12 protein-coding genes are annotated in these 13,546 nt (G+C 72.5%); 8 read left to right on the top strand and 4 right to left on the bottom strand.

Annotated elements, in window-relative coordinates; translation table 11 throughout:
* Positions 1–27: 27 nt before the first annotated feature.
* The 3 genes from HDA32_RS06550 to deoC are packed head-to-tail and all read right to left on the bottom strand — an operon-like array spanning position 28 to position 3,322.
* Positions 28–942: an aldehyde dehydrogenase family protein gene (locus HDA32_RS06550; protein ID WP_218882359.1), complete on the bottom strand. Its 915-nt coding sequence runs from the start codon at positions 940–942 to the stop codon at positions 28–30.
* Entirely contained in the window at positions 932–2,374 is a 1,443-nt protein-coding gene (locus HDA32_RS06545; RefSeq protein ID WP_179642351.1) for an aldehyde dehydrogenase family protein, read from the bottom strand. The genes HDA32_RS06550 and HDA32_RS06545 overlap by 11 nt, the downstream gene beginning before the upstream one ends.
* A 3-nt stretch (positions 2,375–2,377) precedes the next feature.
* Positions 2,378–3,322 (bottom strand): deoxyribose-phosphate aldolase, encoded by a 945-nt coding sequence (gene deoC, locus HDA32_RS06540; protein ID WP_179642350.1) that lies wholly within the window; start codon positions 3,320–3,322, stop codon positions 2,378–2,380.
* Between the two features lie 143 nt (positions 3,323–3,465).
* On the opposite strand from deoC, the gene HDA32_RS06535 reads away from it, so the two are divergent.
* Positions 3,466–4,140 (top strand): hypothetical protein, encoded by a 675-nt coding sequence (locus HDA32_RS06535; RefSeq protein WP_179642349.1) that lies wholly within the window; start codon positions 3,466–3,468, stop codon positions 4,138–4,140.
* Between the two features lie 298 nt (positions 4,141–4,438).
* Here HDA32_RS06535 and HDA32_RS06530 read toward each other — a convergent pair whose 3' ends face one another.
* Complete coding sequence (locus HDA32_RS06530) at positions 4,439–5,485, bottom strand: LacI family DNA-binding transcriptional regulator (RefSeq protein WP_246334253.1); 1,047 nt, start codon at positions 5,483–5,485, stop codon at positions 4,439–4,441.
* 273 nt (positions 5,486–5,758) lie between these two features.
* Between HDA32_RS06530 and HDA32_RS06525 the strand changes: the two genes are divergently transcribed.
* From HDA32_RS06525 to HDA32_RS06495, 7 genes are all read left to right on the top strand, one after another.
* The gene (locus HDA32_RS06525) at positions 5,759–7,279 is read left to right on the top strand and encodes a sugar ABC transporter ATP-binding protein (RefSeq protein ID WP_179642347.1); all 1,521 of its coding nucleotides are present in this window, start codon (positions 5,759–5,761) and stop codon (positions 7,277–7,279) included.
* On the top strand, positions 7,276–8,316 hold the full coding sequence (locus HDA32_RS06520) for an ABC transporter permease (RefSeq protein WP_312863066.1): 1,041 nt from the start codon (positions 7,276–7,278) through the stop codon (positions 8,314–8,316). Before HDA32_RS06525 ends, HDA32_RS06520 begins: the two co-directional genes overlap by 4 nt.
* The gene (locus HDA32_RS06515) at positions 8,306–9,406 is read left to right on the top strand and encodes an ABC transporter permease (RefSeq protein ID WP_376766938.1); all 1,101 of its coding nucleotides are present in this window, start codon (positions 8,306–8,308) and stop codon (positions 9,404–9,406) included. The genes HDA32_RS06520 and HDA32_RS06515 overlap by 11 nt, the downstream gene beginning before the upstream one ends.
* Before the next feature lie 2 nt (positions 9,407–9,408).
* Complete coding sequence (gene rhaS, locus HDA32_RS06510; RefSeq protein ID WP_179642345.1) at positions 9,409–10,482, top strand: rhamnose ABC transporter substrate-binding protein; 1,074 nt, start codon at positions 9,409–9,411, stop codon at positions 10,480–10,482.
* A 13-nt stretch (positions 10,483–10,495) separates the two neighbouring features.
* Complete coding sequence (locus HDA32_RS06505; RefSeq protein WP_179646503.1) at positions 10,496–10,813, top strand: L-rhamnose mutarotase; 318 nt, start codon at positions 10,496–10,498, stop codon at positions 10,811–10,813.
* A 99-nt stretch (positions 10,814–10,912) separates the two neighbouring features.
* Positions 10,913–12,079, top strand: a complete 1,167-nt coding sequence (gene rhaI, locus HDA32_RS06500; RefSeq protein WP_179642344.1) for an L-rhamnose isomerase — start codon at positions 10,913–10,915, stop codon at positions 12,077–12,079.
* Positions 12,080–12,084: 5 nt separating this feature from the next.
* A complete protein-coding gene (locus HDA32_RS06495; protein ID WP_312863065.1) occupies positions 12,085–13,539 on the top strand; it encodes a BNR repeat-containing protein in 1,455 nt (484 codons plus the stop codon).
* The last annotated feature ends 7 nt before the right edge of the window (positions 13,540–13,546 follow it).

The following is a 13,546-nucleotide window of genomic DNA, read 5'->3' as shown; positions in this document are numbered from 1 at the left end:
CCGTCCTTCCCGCATCGCCTTGCCCGCTCACACGCCGATCGGGTGCCAGACCGTCTTGGTCTCCAGGAACGGCGTCATCCGGATGGTCCCCGGGTCGGCCGACCAGTCCGGCGCGGGCTCGGGCCGGAGCACGCGCTTGAGGGTGTCGGCGGCCGCCTCCTCCAGTTCCGCGGCGAGGTCGCCGGCCCCGGTGAGGTCGAGGGCGTTGACGTCGGCGTGGGCGGCCAGCGGCGGGGCCAGTTCGGCGAGCCGGCCGGTGAGGATGTTGACCACGCCGCCCGGCAGGTCCGACGTCGCCAGCACCTCGCCCAGGGTGACCGCCGGCAGCGGGGCGCGCTCACCGGCGACCACGACGGCGGTGTTGCCCGTGGCGATCACCGGGGCGACGACCGAGACCAGGCCGAGCAGGGGCGCCCACGGCGGTGCGATGACCGCCACCACGCCCGCGGGCTCGGGCGCGGACTGGTTGAAGTAGGGCCCGGAGACCGGGTTGGCCGCGCCGGCGACCTGCGCGATCTTGTCGGTCCAGCCGGCGTAGTAGACCCAGCGGTCGATCGCCGCCGAGACCAGTGCTTCGGCCCTGCCCCGGCCGACGCCGTCGGCGGCCACGACCTCGTCGACGAACTGGGCCCTGCGCCCCTCCAGCATCTCGGCGGCCCGGTAGAGGACCTGCCCCCTGTTGTAGGCGGTGCGCCCGGCCCAGCCGCCGAACGCCTTGCGCGCCGCCACCACGGCGTCGCGGGCGTCCTTGCGGGAGGCCAGGGCCGCGTTGGCGAGGTGCTCGCCCTTGGCTGACGTCACGGGATAGGACCTGCCCGATTCCGAACGAGGGAACGCTCCGTTGACGTAGAGCTTGTAGGTCTTGCGCACGGCGAGCCGCTGCGGCGCGGCGGCGTCGCCCCGGTTCTCCTGCTGCTTCTTGTTCCTGCGCTCAGCCGGCAAGGTAGCCCTCCAGTCCGTGGCGCCCGCCCTCGCGGCCGTAGCCGGACTCCTTGTAGCCGCCGAACGGGCTGGCGGGATCGAACTTGTTGAACGTGTTGGACCACACGACCCCGGCGCGCAGCCGGTCGGCGGTCCACAGCATCCGTGAGCCCTTCTCGGTCCACACCCCGGCGGACAGTCCGTAGGGGGTGTTGTTGGCCTTGGCCACCGCCTCGTCGGGGGTCCGGAAGGTCAGCACCGACAGCACGGGGCCGAAGATCTCCTCCCGCGCGATGCGGTGCGCCTGGCTGACGCCGGTGAAGACCGTGGGCGCGAACCAGTAGCCGCGCTCGGGCGGTTCGCAGGTCGGCGACCAGCCCTGCGCCCCCTCCTCCTCGCCGATCCGGGCCAGGTCGCGGATGCGCGCCAGTTGCGCCGCGGAGTTGATCGCCCCGATGTCGGTGTTCTTGTCCAGCGGGTCGCCCATGCGCAGCCGCTCGATCCTGGCCTTGAGCCGGGCGAGCAGCTCGTCGGCGATCGACTCCTGCACCAGCAGCCGGGAGCCCGCGCAGCATACGTGCCCCTGGTTGAAGAAGATGCCCGACACGATGCCCTCGACCGCCTGGTCCAGCGCGGCGTCGTCGTAGACGATGTTGGCGCCCTTGCCGCCGAGTTCGAGGGTGAGCCGCTTGGGGGTGCCGGCAACGGCGCGGGCGATCTGGCGTCCGACCTCGGTGGAGCCGGTGAAGGCGACCTTGTCGGTCCCCGGATGCGCCACCAGCGCCCGCCCGGTCTCCCCCGCTCCGGTGACGATGTTGACCACGCCCGGCGGAAGTCCCGCCTCCTGGCAGATCTCGGCGAAGACCAGGGCCGTCAGCGGCGTGGTCTCGGCCGGTTTGAGCACGACCGTGTTGCCGGTGGCCAGCGCCGGGGCGATCTTCCAGGCCAGCATGAGAAGCGGGAAGTTCCACGGGATGACCTGCGCCGCGACACCGAGCGGACGGGGGTCGGGGCCCAGGCCGGCGTGCGCGAGCTTGTCGGCCCAGCCGGCGTGGTAGAAGAAGTGCGCGGCGACCAGCGGCAGGTCGACGTCGCGGGTCTCCTTGATCGGCTTGCCGTTGTCCAGCGACTCCAGGACCGCCAGCTCGCGGGCGCGCTCCTGGATGATGCGGCTGATGCGGAACAGGTACTTGCCGCGTTCGGCCCCCGGCATCGGGGCCCACACGCGCTCGAAGGCGCGGCGCGCGGCCCGCACGGCGCGGTCGACGTCGGCCTCGGCGGCCGCTGCGACCTCGGCCAGCGGCTCCTCGTCGGCGGGGTTGAGGGTGGTGATGCGCTCCTCGCCGCTCGCGGGCGTGAACTCGCCGTCGATGAACAGGTCGTAGGACGGCTTGATGGAGACGACCGCACGGGACTCGGGCGCGGGCGCGTACTCGAAGATCTGGTCTGCCACTGCCTAGTCCAACGTGTAGTAGTCGGGGCCGGGGTAGCTGCCCGTGGTGAGCTTGGTGCGCTGCATCAGCAGGTCGTTGAGCAGGCTGGAGGCGCCGAGGCGGAACCACGCCGGGTCCAGCCAGTCGTCGCCCGCGACCTCGTTGACCATCACCAGGTACTTGACGGCGTCCTTGGTGGTGCGGATTCCGCCCGCGGGCTTGACCCCGACCTGGCGGCCGGTCCGCGCGCGGTGGTCGCGGACCGCCTCCAGCATGATCAGGGTGACCGGCAGCGTTGCGGCCGGGGAGACCTTGCCGGTGGAGGTCTTGATGAAGTCGGCGCCGGCACCCATGGCCAGCCAGGAGGCGCGGCGCACGTTGTCGTAGGTGGCGAGTTCCCCGGTCTCCAGGATCACCTTGAGGTGGGTGCCGGCGCACGCCTCCTTCACCGCGGCGATCTCCTCGTGGACCTTGCGGTAGTCGCCGGCCAGGAACGCGCCGCGGTCGATGACCATGTCGATCTCGTTCGCGCCGTCGGCGACCGCGCGGCGGGTGTCGGCGAGCTTGGCCTCCAGCGGGGCGCGCCCGGACGGGAAGGCCGTGGCCACCGACGCCACGCCGACCCCGGTCCCGGCGAGCGCCTCGACCGCCACCGCGACCAGGTCCGAGTACACGCACACCGCCGCGACCTGCGGGGCCGAGGGGTCGGCCGGGTCGGGGTGGGCGGCCTTGGCGCACAGCGCCCGCACCTTGCCGGGGGAGTCGGAGCCTTCCAGCGTGGTCAGGTCGACCATCCGGACGGCCAGGTCGATCGCCTGGCGCTTGGCCGTGGTCTTGATCGAACGGGTGCCGAGGTCGGCGGCGCGCGCCTTCGCGCCGACCTCGTCCACTCCGGGAAGTCCATGCAGGTACGCCCGCAGCGACGCGTTGGACGCCGCGGTGTCTGACGCGAATGCCGTGTCGGGCACGGGCCCACCTCGATCCTCATCGATCCCGGTCCTACGCCGGGCGACCACCTTAACGCGCGGCCGGAACCCGGTGTCGTCGGGCGTGGCTAGGCTGGTGGTCCGGGGAACCGGCGCGGAGAAGACGGGGAGAAACGGGGGCGGCCATGGCGGAGTTGCGGATCTCGTCCGACGACGCGCTCGATCTGCGCAGGCTGGCCGCTGCACTGGTGGAGTCCCAGGGCTGGCCGCGCGAGCAGGTGAGCATCTGGGACAACCGCGGCGGCGAGGTCATCGTGACCGTCGACGACGCGCTGCTGCACCGGCCCGAGCCCGATCCGCTGAACCAGCCGGTGCACACCCGCAGCGACGTGCACCGGGCCTGTGAGCTGCTGCGCCGGCGCGACGACTCGCTGCGCGGCGTGGACTTTCCCCGGCTGCGCGCCGAGGCGGCGCGGTTCTTCTCGGCCGGCTGGTCGATCGCCGACCTGCTGCACGCGCTGAGTCACCGGCCCGACGGCCTGGCCTGGCCGCGAGGCGAGGGCTACCAGGGCGTCGAGTGGCTGGAGCACCGGCTGCGCAACTGGAAGACCCCGACCGGCGACATCCGCCCTTCGGTCTCCCAGGAGAGCGCGCAGTTGCGGATCGTGGGCCGCGCCGGGCTGCCCGACGACCTCGGCCGGCCCGACGACACTCCGCGGCGCGGCGGGACCGCACGCCCCGAGACCGCCAGGGCCGCGGCCGACGACGCCCGCCGGCTGATGCGGGTGCAGACCCGGACCACCAGCAACACGCTGGAACACCGCGACCGCACCGCCGCCCGCATCCACCGCGAGGAATGAACGCCGACCTTGAGGTCGGGTGTTGCCCGAATCCCGGGAGGGCTGAAGGCCTGCCCCAGGATAGAAGTGCGTGCGGGTGGGCGATTCCCTCGTGTGGCCGAAGGTCCGTGGACGGAAATCGCCCTCACGCGCGCGAAGCAGACCCGTCGACTCAGGCGCATACCGACACCGCGGTTTCGGTCTGGAGCACAGGCAGACGGCGTGGGTGGCGCGGCGCCGGTGCGATCCTTTGGGGGCCTGGCGGCCACGCGAGGGGATCGCCCAGTCGCCGCGGAGTCGGCGTCCTCGGGCTGAGGTTTCACGTCCCTCGGCGGGCGGCCGTCGAGCCTCGCACGACCAGTTCGGGGGTGAACCGGCACCGCAGGTGGCGGTGGCCGGGGTCGTCGAGCTCATCACCGAGCAGCCGCATCGCCGCGCGGCCGAGGTCGTACTTGGGCTGGGCCACGGTGGTCAGTCCCGGATGGACCAGGGCTGCGGCGTCGACGTCGTCGTAGCCGACCACGGAGAGGTCGCCCGGGGCGCGCAGCCCGCGCTCGCCGAGCCCTTTGAGCAGCCCGAGGGCGAGCTGGTCGTTGGCGCAGAAGACGGCCCCCGGCCGCGCCGCGCCGCCGAGGACCTTCTCGGCGGCGCGCTCCCCCGAGCCGGCGTTGAGCATCGGTACCTCGATCAGCCGGATGACCGCATCGGGGTCCAGGCCGCTCTCCGCGCACGCCGCGCGCAGCCCGGCCAGGCGGTCCCGGCACTGCCGGACGGCGAATGGGCCGCTGAGGAAGGCGATGCGCTCATGGCCGAGGCCGATCAGGTGCCGGCCGACGGCGAGCCCGCCGGCCCGGTTGTCGACGCTGACGCCGCACCCGGTCGCCTCCCCGGTCCCGCCGTGGTCCAGCAGTACCCAGGGAACGCCCCGGCGGCGCAGCCAGAACAGGTCGGACAGGTCGTCGTCCACCGGCATGACCACCGCTCCGGCCGCCCGCTGCTCGGCGAGCATGCGGGCCGACCTCCGCTGCCGTCCGGACCGTTCGGCGGAGTTCAGCAGGATCACCGCGCGGCCCGACTCGGCCGCCTCGTCCTCGATCCCGCGCGCCACCTCGGTGAAGAAGGGGTTGGTGATGTCGAGGACGAACAGTCCGACCGCGTCGGCGCGGCCCGAGCGCAGGCTGCGGCCGGAGGAGTTGCGCACGTAGTCGAGCTCCCGGACGGCCTCCTCCACCCGGCGCCGGGTCGCCTCGGCCACCCGGTGCGGCCGGTTCAGCACGTTGGAGACCGTGGCCCGCGAGACCCCGGCGCGGGCGGCGACCTCGTTGATGCCCACGGGGCGTTCGAGGCCTTCGGTTGAGGAGGACAAGAGGAGGGCTCCCGGCGGGGCGTCGGCATCGCGGCGGAGGACGGTTCGGAGTCGGACGGGGCTCATCGTCACACCGTCCTTAAAACGTGTCAATAGCTGTTGTACGACATCCCCGAGCACAATCACGGAGTCACAAAGCCACCGACTCTCCGTGATCACCGCACCCGAGATGATCACGAACGGTCAATTTTCGCACCGCGCTATTGACGGGACCGTGTGACCCGCCTAACGTCCCTCTCAGTTTAAAACGTTATTAACGGTGAAGGAGGGCTCATGGCCCAGCCGCCCTCACCGGCGCCGCCGCCCCTGGCGCTGGTCGATGTGGCCAAGTCCTTCGGGATGGTCAAGGCGCTGCAGGGGGTCTCGCTCGAACTGCGCGCCGGCGAGATCCACGCGCTCGTCGGCGAGAACGGGGCGGGAAAGTCCACCCTGGTCAAGACCATCGCGGGAGTCCACAGACCCGACAGCGGGCACGTCGAGGTCGACGGCGCGCCGACGGGGTTCTCCGGCCCGGCCGACGCCCAGCGCGCCGGGGTCGCGGTGATCTACCAGGAGCCCACGCTCTTCCCCGACCTCTCCGTCGCGGAGAACCTCTTCATGGGGCGCCAGCCGCTGACCCGCGGTCGGCGCATCGACCGCTCCGCGATGCGCGAGCAGACCGCGCGGCTGTTCGCCCGGCTCGGCGTGCACATCGATCCGGACCGGCCCGCCCGCGGCCTGTCAATCGCCGACCAGCAGCTCATCGAGATCGCCAAGGCGCTGTCCTTCGACGCCGGGGTGCTGATCATGGACGAGCCCACCGCTGCGCTGTCGGGCGTCGAGGTGGATCGGCTGTTCACGGTGGCGCGCTCGCTGCGGGACGCCGGCGCCGCCATCCTGTTCATCTCGCACCGCTTCGACGAGGTCTTCTCGCTGTGCGACCGCATCACGGTCATGCGGGACGGCCGCCACATCTCCACCGACCCGATCGGCGAGCTCACCGTCGACGCCGTCGTGCGGCGCATGGTCGGCCGGGACGTCACGGCGCTGTTCCCCAAGCAGGAGACCGAGTCGGGCGAGGTGCTGCTGGAGGTCGAGGGCCTGACCCGCACCGGCGTCTTCTCCGACGTCGGCTTCTCCGTGCGCGGCGGCGAGATCGTCGCCCTGGCCGGCCTGGTGGGCGCCGGGCGCAGCGAGGTCGTCCGGGCGGTGTTCGGCATCGACCGCTACGACGCGGGCGCGGTGCGCGTCGCCGGCCGCCGACTGCCCCCGGGGCGCCCGGCCGCGGCCATGGCCGCCGGGCTGGCCCTGGTCCCCGAGGACCGCCGCCAGCAGGGCCTGGTCATGGAGATGTCGGTGGAGCGCAACGCCACCCTCACCCGGCGCGGGGCGCTGAGCCGCCTGGGCCTGCTGCGCCGCTCGGCCGAGCGCGCCGAGGCCGGCGCGTGGTCGGAGCGGCTGCGGGTCAAGGCCGGCCGACTCGACGACGCCGTGTCCACCCTGTCCGGCGGCAACCAGCAGAAGGTCGTCCTGGCCAAGTGGCTGGCCACCGGCCCGAAGGTCCTGATCGTCGACGAGCCCACCCGCGGCATCGACGTCGGGACCAAGGCCGAGGTGCACCGGCTGCTGTCGGAACTGGCCGGGCAGGGCCTGGCCGTCGTCATGGTCTCCAGTGAACTGCCGGAGGTGCTGGGCATGGCCGACCGCGTCCTGGTCATGCACGAGGGCCGACTGAGCGCGGAGCTCTCCCGCGCCGAGGCCACGGAGGAGTCGGTGATGTACGCGGCCACCGGACAGCAGGAGGTGACGGCGTGAGCGCCCCCACCACCGAGGCCCCGCTCCAGGAGCACGGCGGCGGCGACGTCCGGTCCTCCCGCCGGCTGCGGCAGGTGCGCGAACTCGGCATCCTGCTGGCGCTCGTGCTCCTGATCGCGGCCACCACCGCGGTCAACCCGGGCTTCCTGTCCTCCCAGAGCATCGACGACCTGCTGCTGGGCGCGACCCTGCTGACGATCCTGGCCGTGGGCCAGACCCTGGTCGTCATCACCCGCAGCGTCGATCTATCCGTCGGCTCGGTCCTCGGGCTGTCGGCGTTCGCGGTCGGCACGCTCTTCGTGTCCTTCCCCGGCCTGCCGGTCCCGGTGGTCGCGCTGGCCGGCGTGCTGCTGGGTGCGGTGTGCGGCGCCGTCAACGGCGCGCTTGTCGCGACGGCGCGGGTCCCCGCGCTCGTCGTCACCCTGGGCACGCTGTACGTGTTCCGCGGCATCGACTACTGGTGGGCCTCCGGCACGCAGATCAACGCCGCCGACATGCCGGCCTCGTTCCTGGGGCTGGGCCGGACGAGTGTGCTGGGCGTCCCGGTCCCGGCCCTGATCGCCCTGGGCGTGGTCGTGGCCGCCGGGTGGTACCTGCGCTCCTACCGCAGCGGCCGGGAGCTCTACGCCATCGGCTCCGAGCCGCACGCCGCGCGGCTGTCCGGCATCCCGGTGGACCGGCGGATCTTCGGCGCCTTCGTCGTCAACGGCGCCCTGGCCGGCCTGGCCGGCGTGCTCTACGCCGCGCGGTTCGGCACCCTCGACGCGACCGTCGGCAGCGGGCTGGAGCTGGAGGTCGTCGCCGCGGCCGTGGTCGGAGGGGTCGCGATCTTCGGCGGCAGCGGAACCGTCTACGGCGCCGCCCTGGGCGCGGTGCTGCTCACCACCATCGGCTCGGCGCTGCCGGTGCTGCGCGTCAACGCGTTCTGGCAGGAGGCCGTGGTGGGCCTGCTCATCCTGGTCGCGATCGGCATGGACCGGCTGCTGGCGGTGCGCGCCGCCCGCCGGCTCCGAGGAGGTGAATCCCGTGGTGCCTGACGTCTCCACACCGACCACCGGCGAAGCGGCGGCCGCGCCCCGCCCGGCGGAGCCGCGCTCCGCGCTGCGGGCGCTGGCGTCCGCCCGCGGGACCTCGGTCATCGGGGCGCTGCTGGTGTCGGTCCTCGCCGCCTCCTTTCTGGTGGAGGGGTTCGCGAGCGGCCGCAACGCCGGCTTCGTGGTCCTGGACATCGCGGCGATCGCGCTGATCGCGCTGCCGATGACGCTGGTGATCATCACCGGGGAGATCGACCTGTCCGTGGCCAGCACGCTCGGGCTGACCAGCGCCGTGATGGGGCAACTGTGGGTGGCGGGGCTGCCGCTGGAGACCATCGTCCCGTTCTGCCTGGTGCTGGGCGCCGTTCTCGGTGCGGTCAACGGGCTGCTCGTCACGGTCGCCGGCCTGCCCTCGCTGGCGGTGACGATCGGCACGATGGCGCTGTACCGCGGCCTGGCCTACGTGATCCTGGGCGACCGCGCGGTGGCGGACTTCCCGCTCTCCTGGACGGGCGGGGCGACCTCGCGCATCCCCGGTACGCCGATTCCGTGGGTGGCCGTCCTGATCCTCGTCCTGGCCCTGGTCTTCGGCGTGCTGCTGCACTCCACCGCCTTCGGGCGCTCGCTGTACGCGATCGGCAGCAACGACGAGGCGGCCCGGTTCTCCGGGATCTCGGTCGGCCGCACCAAGCTGTGGCTCTTCGTGGCCACCGGCGCCGTCGCGGCGCTGGCCGGCGTCTTCTGGACGCTGCAGTACGGCAGCGCGCGGGCCGACAACGCCGCGGGCCTGGAGCTGTCGGTGGTGGCGGCCGTGCTGCTCGGCGGGGTGTCGATCTTCGGCGGCGTCGGCGCGCTGCCCGGCGTGCTCGGCGGCGTCCTGCTCCTCGGCACGATCCGCAACGCCCTGCAGCTCGCCGACGTCTCCTCCGACACGCTGTCCATCGTCACGGGCCTGCTGCTCGTCGTCTCGGTCGTCGCGCCCAATGCCGTGGCGCGGATGCGGGCGCGCCGACCCGGGCCGGGCGCACCGCGGTCGCGGCGACCCGGCGGCCCCGACGTCCCCCGTCCCTTCTCTTCGCGCACCGAGAGGTAACCATGTCCCGATCCCTTCTCCGTTACGGCGCCACAGCCGGCGCGCTCGCCGGCCTGGTGCTGATGACCGCGGCCTGCGGCACGACGACCCGCGGCAGCACCGAGGACGAGGCCGGCGCGAGCGCGACCGGCGAGGCCGACCCCAACGCCGAGATCCCCGAGGGCCTGGCGATCAGCTTCCTGCCCAAGCAGCTCAACAACCCCTACTTCACCTACGCCGACGCCGGCGGCGAGGAGGCCGTCGAGGAGGTGGGCGGCGAGTACAAGGAGGTCGGCCCCTCGGATGCCAGCGCCTCCTCGCAGGTGAGCTACATCAACACGCTGAGCCAGCAGGGCAGCGACGTGATCGTGCTCGCGGCCAACGACCCCAACGCCGTCTGCGGCGCGCTGAACCAGGCGCGCCAGGCCGGCGGCAGGATCGTCACCTACGACTCCGACACCGACCCCGAGTGCCGCGACGTCTTCATCAACCAGGCCTCGGCCGAAGGGCTCGCCCAGACCCAGGTGAAGTTGATCGCCGAGCAGGTCGGCGGCGAGGGCGAGATCGCCTTCCTGTCGGCCTCGCCCAACGCCACCAACCAGAACGCCTGGCTGGAGCTGATGGAGGAGGAGCTGGCCAAGCCGGAGTACGAGGGCATCGAGGTCGTGGACACCGTCTACGGCAACGACGACGACCAGAAGTCCTTCCAGGAGATGCAGGGCCTGATGCAGTCCCACCCCGACCTCAGGGGCGTCGTCTCCCCGACGACCGTGGGCCTGGCCGCCGCGGCGCGCTACCTCAGCGGCTCCGAGTACAAGGGCGACGTCGCGCTCACCGGTCTGGGCACGCCCAACCAGATGCGCGAGTACGTCGAGGACGGCACCGTCGAGGAGTTCGCGCTCTGGGACCCCAAGGACCTCGGCTACCTGGCCGCCTACACCGGCGCCTCGCTGGCCGCGGGCCGGATCACCGGTGAGGAGGGGCAGACCTTCGAGGCCGGGCGGCTCGGCGAGTACGAAATCGGCGCCGAGGGCGAGGTCGTCCTCGGCCCGCCGACGGTCTTCAACGCCGACAACATCGACGACTACGACTTCTGATCGGGAGGTGGAGATGCGGCGCGTCTGCTTCCTGCTCCAGGTCCGGCCCGACCGCCTCGACGAGTACCGCGAGCGCCACGCGTCGGTGTGGCCGGAGATGCGCGCGGCCCTGCACGAGAGCGGCTGGCACAACTACTCGCTGTTCTGCCGCGAGGACGGCCTGCTGGTGGGCTACCTGGAGACCGAGGACTTCGAGGCCGCCAGGGCCGCCATGGAGCGCACCGGCGTCAACGCCCGCTGGCAGGCCGAGATGGCCCCGTTCTTCCAGGATCTGGACGGCCGCCCCGATGAGGGGATGCTCCCCTTGACCGAGGTCTTCCACCTGGACTGACAGCGGGCACCTCGCAGCCGGTGGGGCATTGACCACCCGCACTTTTAAAACGTTAAAATACGTCCGGCGCCGCCGTCGGACACGAGTCAGGAGTCTGCAATGAGCGACATCACCGCCGCGCGGGCGGCACTGCGGCAACAGGCCGTCGAACTGCCCTCGTGGGCGTTCGGCAACAGCGGCACCCGGTTCAAGGTGTTCGCACAGCCGGGCGTGCCGCGCAGCCCCGAGGAGAAGATCGCCGACGCCGCGCAGGTGCACCGCTTCACCGGCATCGCGCCGAAGGTCGCACTGCACATCCCGTGGGACCGGGTCGACGACTACGCCAAGCTCGCCGAGTACGCCGGGGAGCTCGGGATCGAGGTCGGGACGGTCAACGCCAACGTCTTCCAGGACGACGACTACCGGCTGGGCAGCGTCGCCAACCCCGACCCGCGGGTGCGGCGCAAGGCACTGGACCACCTGCTGGAGTGCGTCGACGTCATGGACGCGACCGGCTCCCGCGACCTGAAGCTGTGGTTCTCCGACGGCACCAACTACCCGGGCCAGGACGACATCCGCGCCCGCCAGGACCGGCTCGCCGAGGCGCTGGAGGCCGTCCGCGACCGCCTCGGCGACGGCCAGCGCATGCTGCTGGAGTACAAGCTGTTCGAGCCGGCCTTCTACACCACCGACGTGCCCGACTGGGGCACCGCCTACGCCCACTGCCTCAAGCTCGGGGACAAGGCCCAGGTGGTGGTGGACACCGGACACCACGCGCCCGGCACCAACATCGAGTTCATCGTGGCGTTCCTGCTGCGCGAGGGCAGGCTCGGCGGGTTCGACTTCAACTCCCGCTTCTACGCCGACGACGACCTGATGGTGGGCGCGGCCGACCCCTTCCAACTGTTCCGGATCATGCACGAGGTGGTGTGCGCCGGCGCACACGAGCCCGAGGCCGGCGTGGCCTTCATGCTGGACCAGTGCCACAACATCGAGCCGAAGATCCCCGGCCAGATCCGCTCGGTCATGAACGCGCAGGAGGCCACGGCCAAGGCGCTGCTGGTCGACGCGGAGGCGCTGGCCGCGGCCCAGGCCGCGGGCGACGTGCTCGGCGCCAACGCGGTCCTGATGGACGCCTACGACACCGACGTCCGCCCGCTGCTGGCCGAGCTGCGCGGGGAGCAGGGTCTGGAGCCCGACCCGATGGCCGCCTACGCGGCGTCCGGATACGCCGAGCGGATCGCCGCCGAGCGCGTCGGCGGCACCCAGGCCGGATGGGGGGCCTGAGAACCGTGCGATCCCCCATGCGCGCCCTGGCCACCGGCCTCGGCGCTGCGGCCGTCCTGCTGCCGTTCGCTGTCTCGGGCACCGCCCACGCCGACCCCGCCCCCGCGCAGGCCCCGCTGTCGGCGACGCCCATCGGCAGCACCACCCCCGACGACGAGGCGCTGTACTTCGTCTCCTACGACGGCCTGGTCAACAACGGCTCCTACCAGCAGAGCGGCATCCTCACCCACGGCGACTTCCAGTACGCCGCCTGGTACACCGACACCCGGCACGCCGTCATCGCGCGCCGCGACGTCACCAAGCGCGGCGCGGCGGGCCGGTGGCGCACGGTGCGACTGCCGCACCGGCTCAGCACCGACGACTCCCACAACTCGATCTCACTGGGCGTCTCCGCCGGCGACGGCCGACTGCACGTGGCCATGGACACCCACAACACCCCCGTATACTACGTGCGCTCCGAGGCCGGGCTGGTGGACGAGCGGGGCGACGGCCACTGGAGGGCCGACTCCTTCGGTCCGGTGCAGCGGACGCTGGGGGGCGTGGACCTCGGCGGCATCACCTACCCGCGGTTCGTCTCCGCGCCCGGCGGCGGCCTCCAGTTGAGCTACCGCACGGGCGGCTCCGGCGACGGGACCACCGAACTGGCCGAGTACGCCGACGGGCGCTGGGAGAAGCTGGGCGCCTGGTCCTCCCCCGAGGGAGAGTTCCGCGCCAACGGCGGCGTCAGCGACAGCCGCAACATGTACCTGCACGGGATCGGCTACGACGACTCCGGGCGGCTGCACGCCTCGTTCACCTGGCGGGAGGCCGCAGCGGGCGGGGAGGTCCTCTGCCACCCCGGCGGCCTGTCCAACCACGACACCGGCTACGTCTACAGCGACGACGAGGGGCGCACCTGGCGCACCGGCGACGGCGCGCTCGCCGCGGTCACCGGCACCGAGCGCCGCGTGTCGGTGCGGACGCCCGGCCACGTCGCGGACCCGCTGGACGTCGACCAGGCGCTGATGAACCAGGAGTCCCAGGCCGTGGACTCCAGCGGCAATCCGCACGTCATGGTCAGCTACGTGCCCGGGCGCTTCACCCACTGCGTCACCGACTTCGTCGAGCAGCGCAGGACCCACGGCCGCACCTTCCACCTGCACCGCGACAGCACTGGCGCATGGCACAAGGCCGAGCTGCCCGAGCCGCTCGGCGCGTTCGGCCGCTCCCGGCTGGTGCTGACCGCCGACGACGACGCCTACGCGGTGCTGCCGGGCGGGCGCATCATGGCCGCCTCGGCCGAGAGCGGCTGGACCGACTGGACCAAGGTCTACGACGGCTCCGACGTCAACGCCTTCGGCGAGGTGCTGGTGGACGAGTCCCGCGTGGACTCCGACGGCGTGCTCTCGGTCTTCTACCAGGAGCCCAGCGAGGGCACCGAGCCCTCCCCCGTCCGCGTCGCCGACTTCCGACTCGGGTGAGCCCGCG

The organism is Spinactinospora alkalitolerans (assembly GCF_013408795.1).
GTDB lineage: Bacteria > Actinomycetota > Actinomycetes > Streptosporangiales > Streptosporangiaceae > Spinactinospora > Spinactinospora alkalitolerans.
This window is presented reverse-complemented; position numbering and strand designations above follow the sequence as displayed.

Excerpts from the sequence above, each read along its gene's own strand:
- HDA32_RS06535 (WP_179642349.1), top strand. The coding sequence starts at position 3,466 with ATGGCGGAGTTGCGGATCTCGTCCGACGACGCGCTCGATCTGCGCAGG.
- HDA32_RS06525 (WP_179642347.1), top strand. The coding sequence starts at position 5,759 with ATGGCCCAGCCGCCCTCACCGGCGCCGCCGCCCCTGGCGCTGGTCGAT.
- rhaS (WP_179642345.1), top strand. The coding sequence starts at position 9,409 with ATGTCCCGATCCCTTCTCCGTTACGGCGCCACAGCCGGCGCGCTCGCC.
- HDA32_RS06505 (WP_179646503.1), top strand. The coding sequence starts at position 10,496 with ATGCGGCGCGTCTGCTTCCTGCTCCAGGTCCGGCCCGACCGCCTCGAC.
- rhaI (WP_179642344.1), top strand. The coding sequence starts at position 10,913 with ATGAGCGACATCACCGCCGCGCGGGCGGCACTGCGGCAACAGGCCGTC.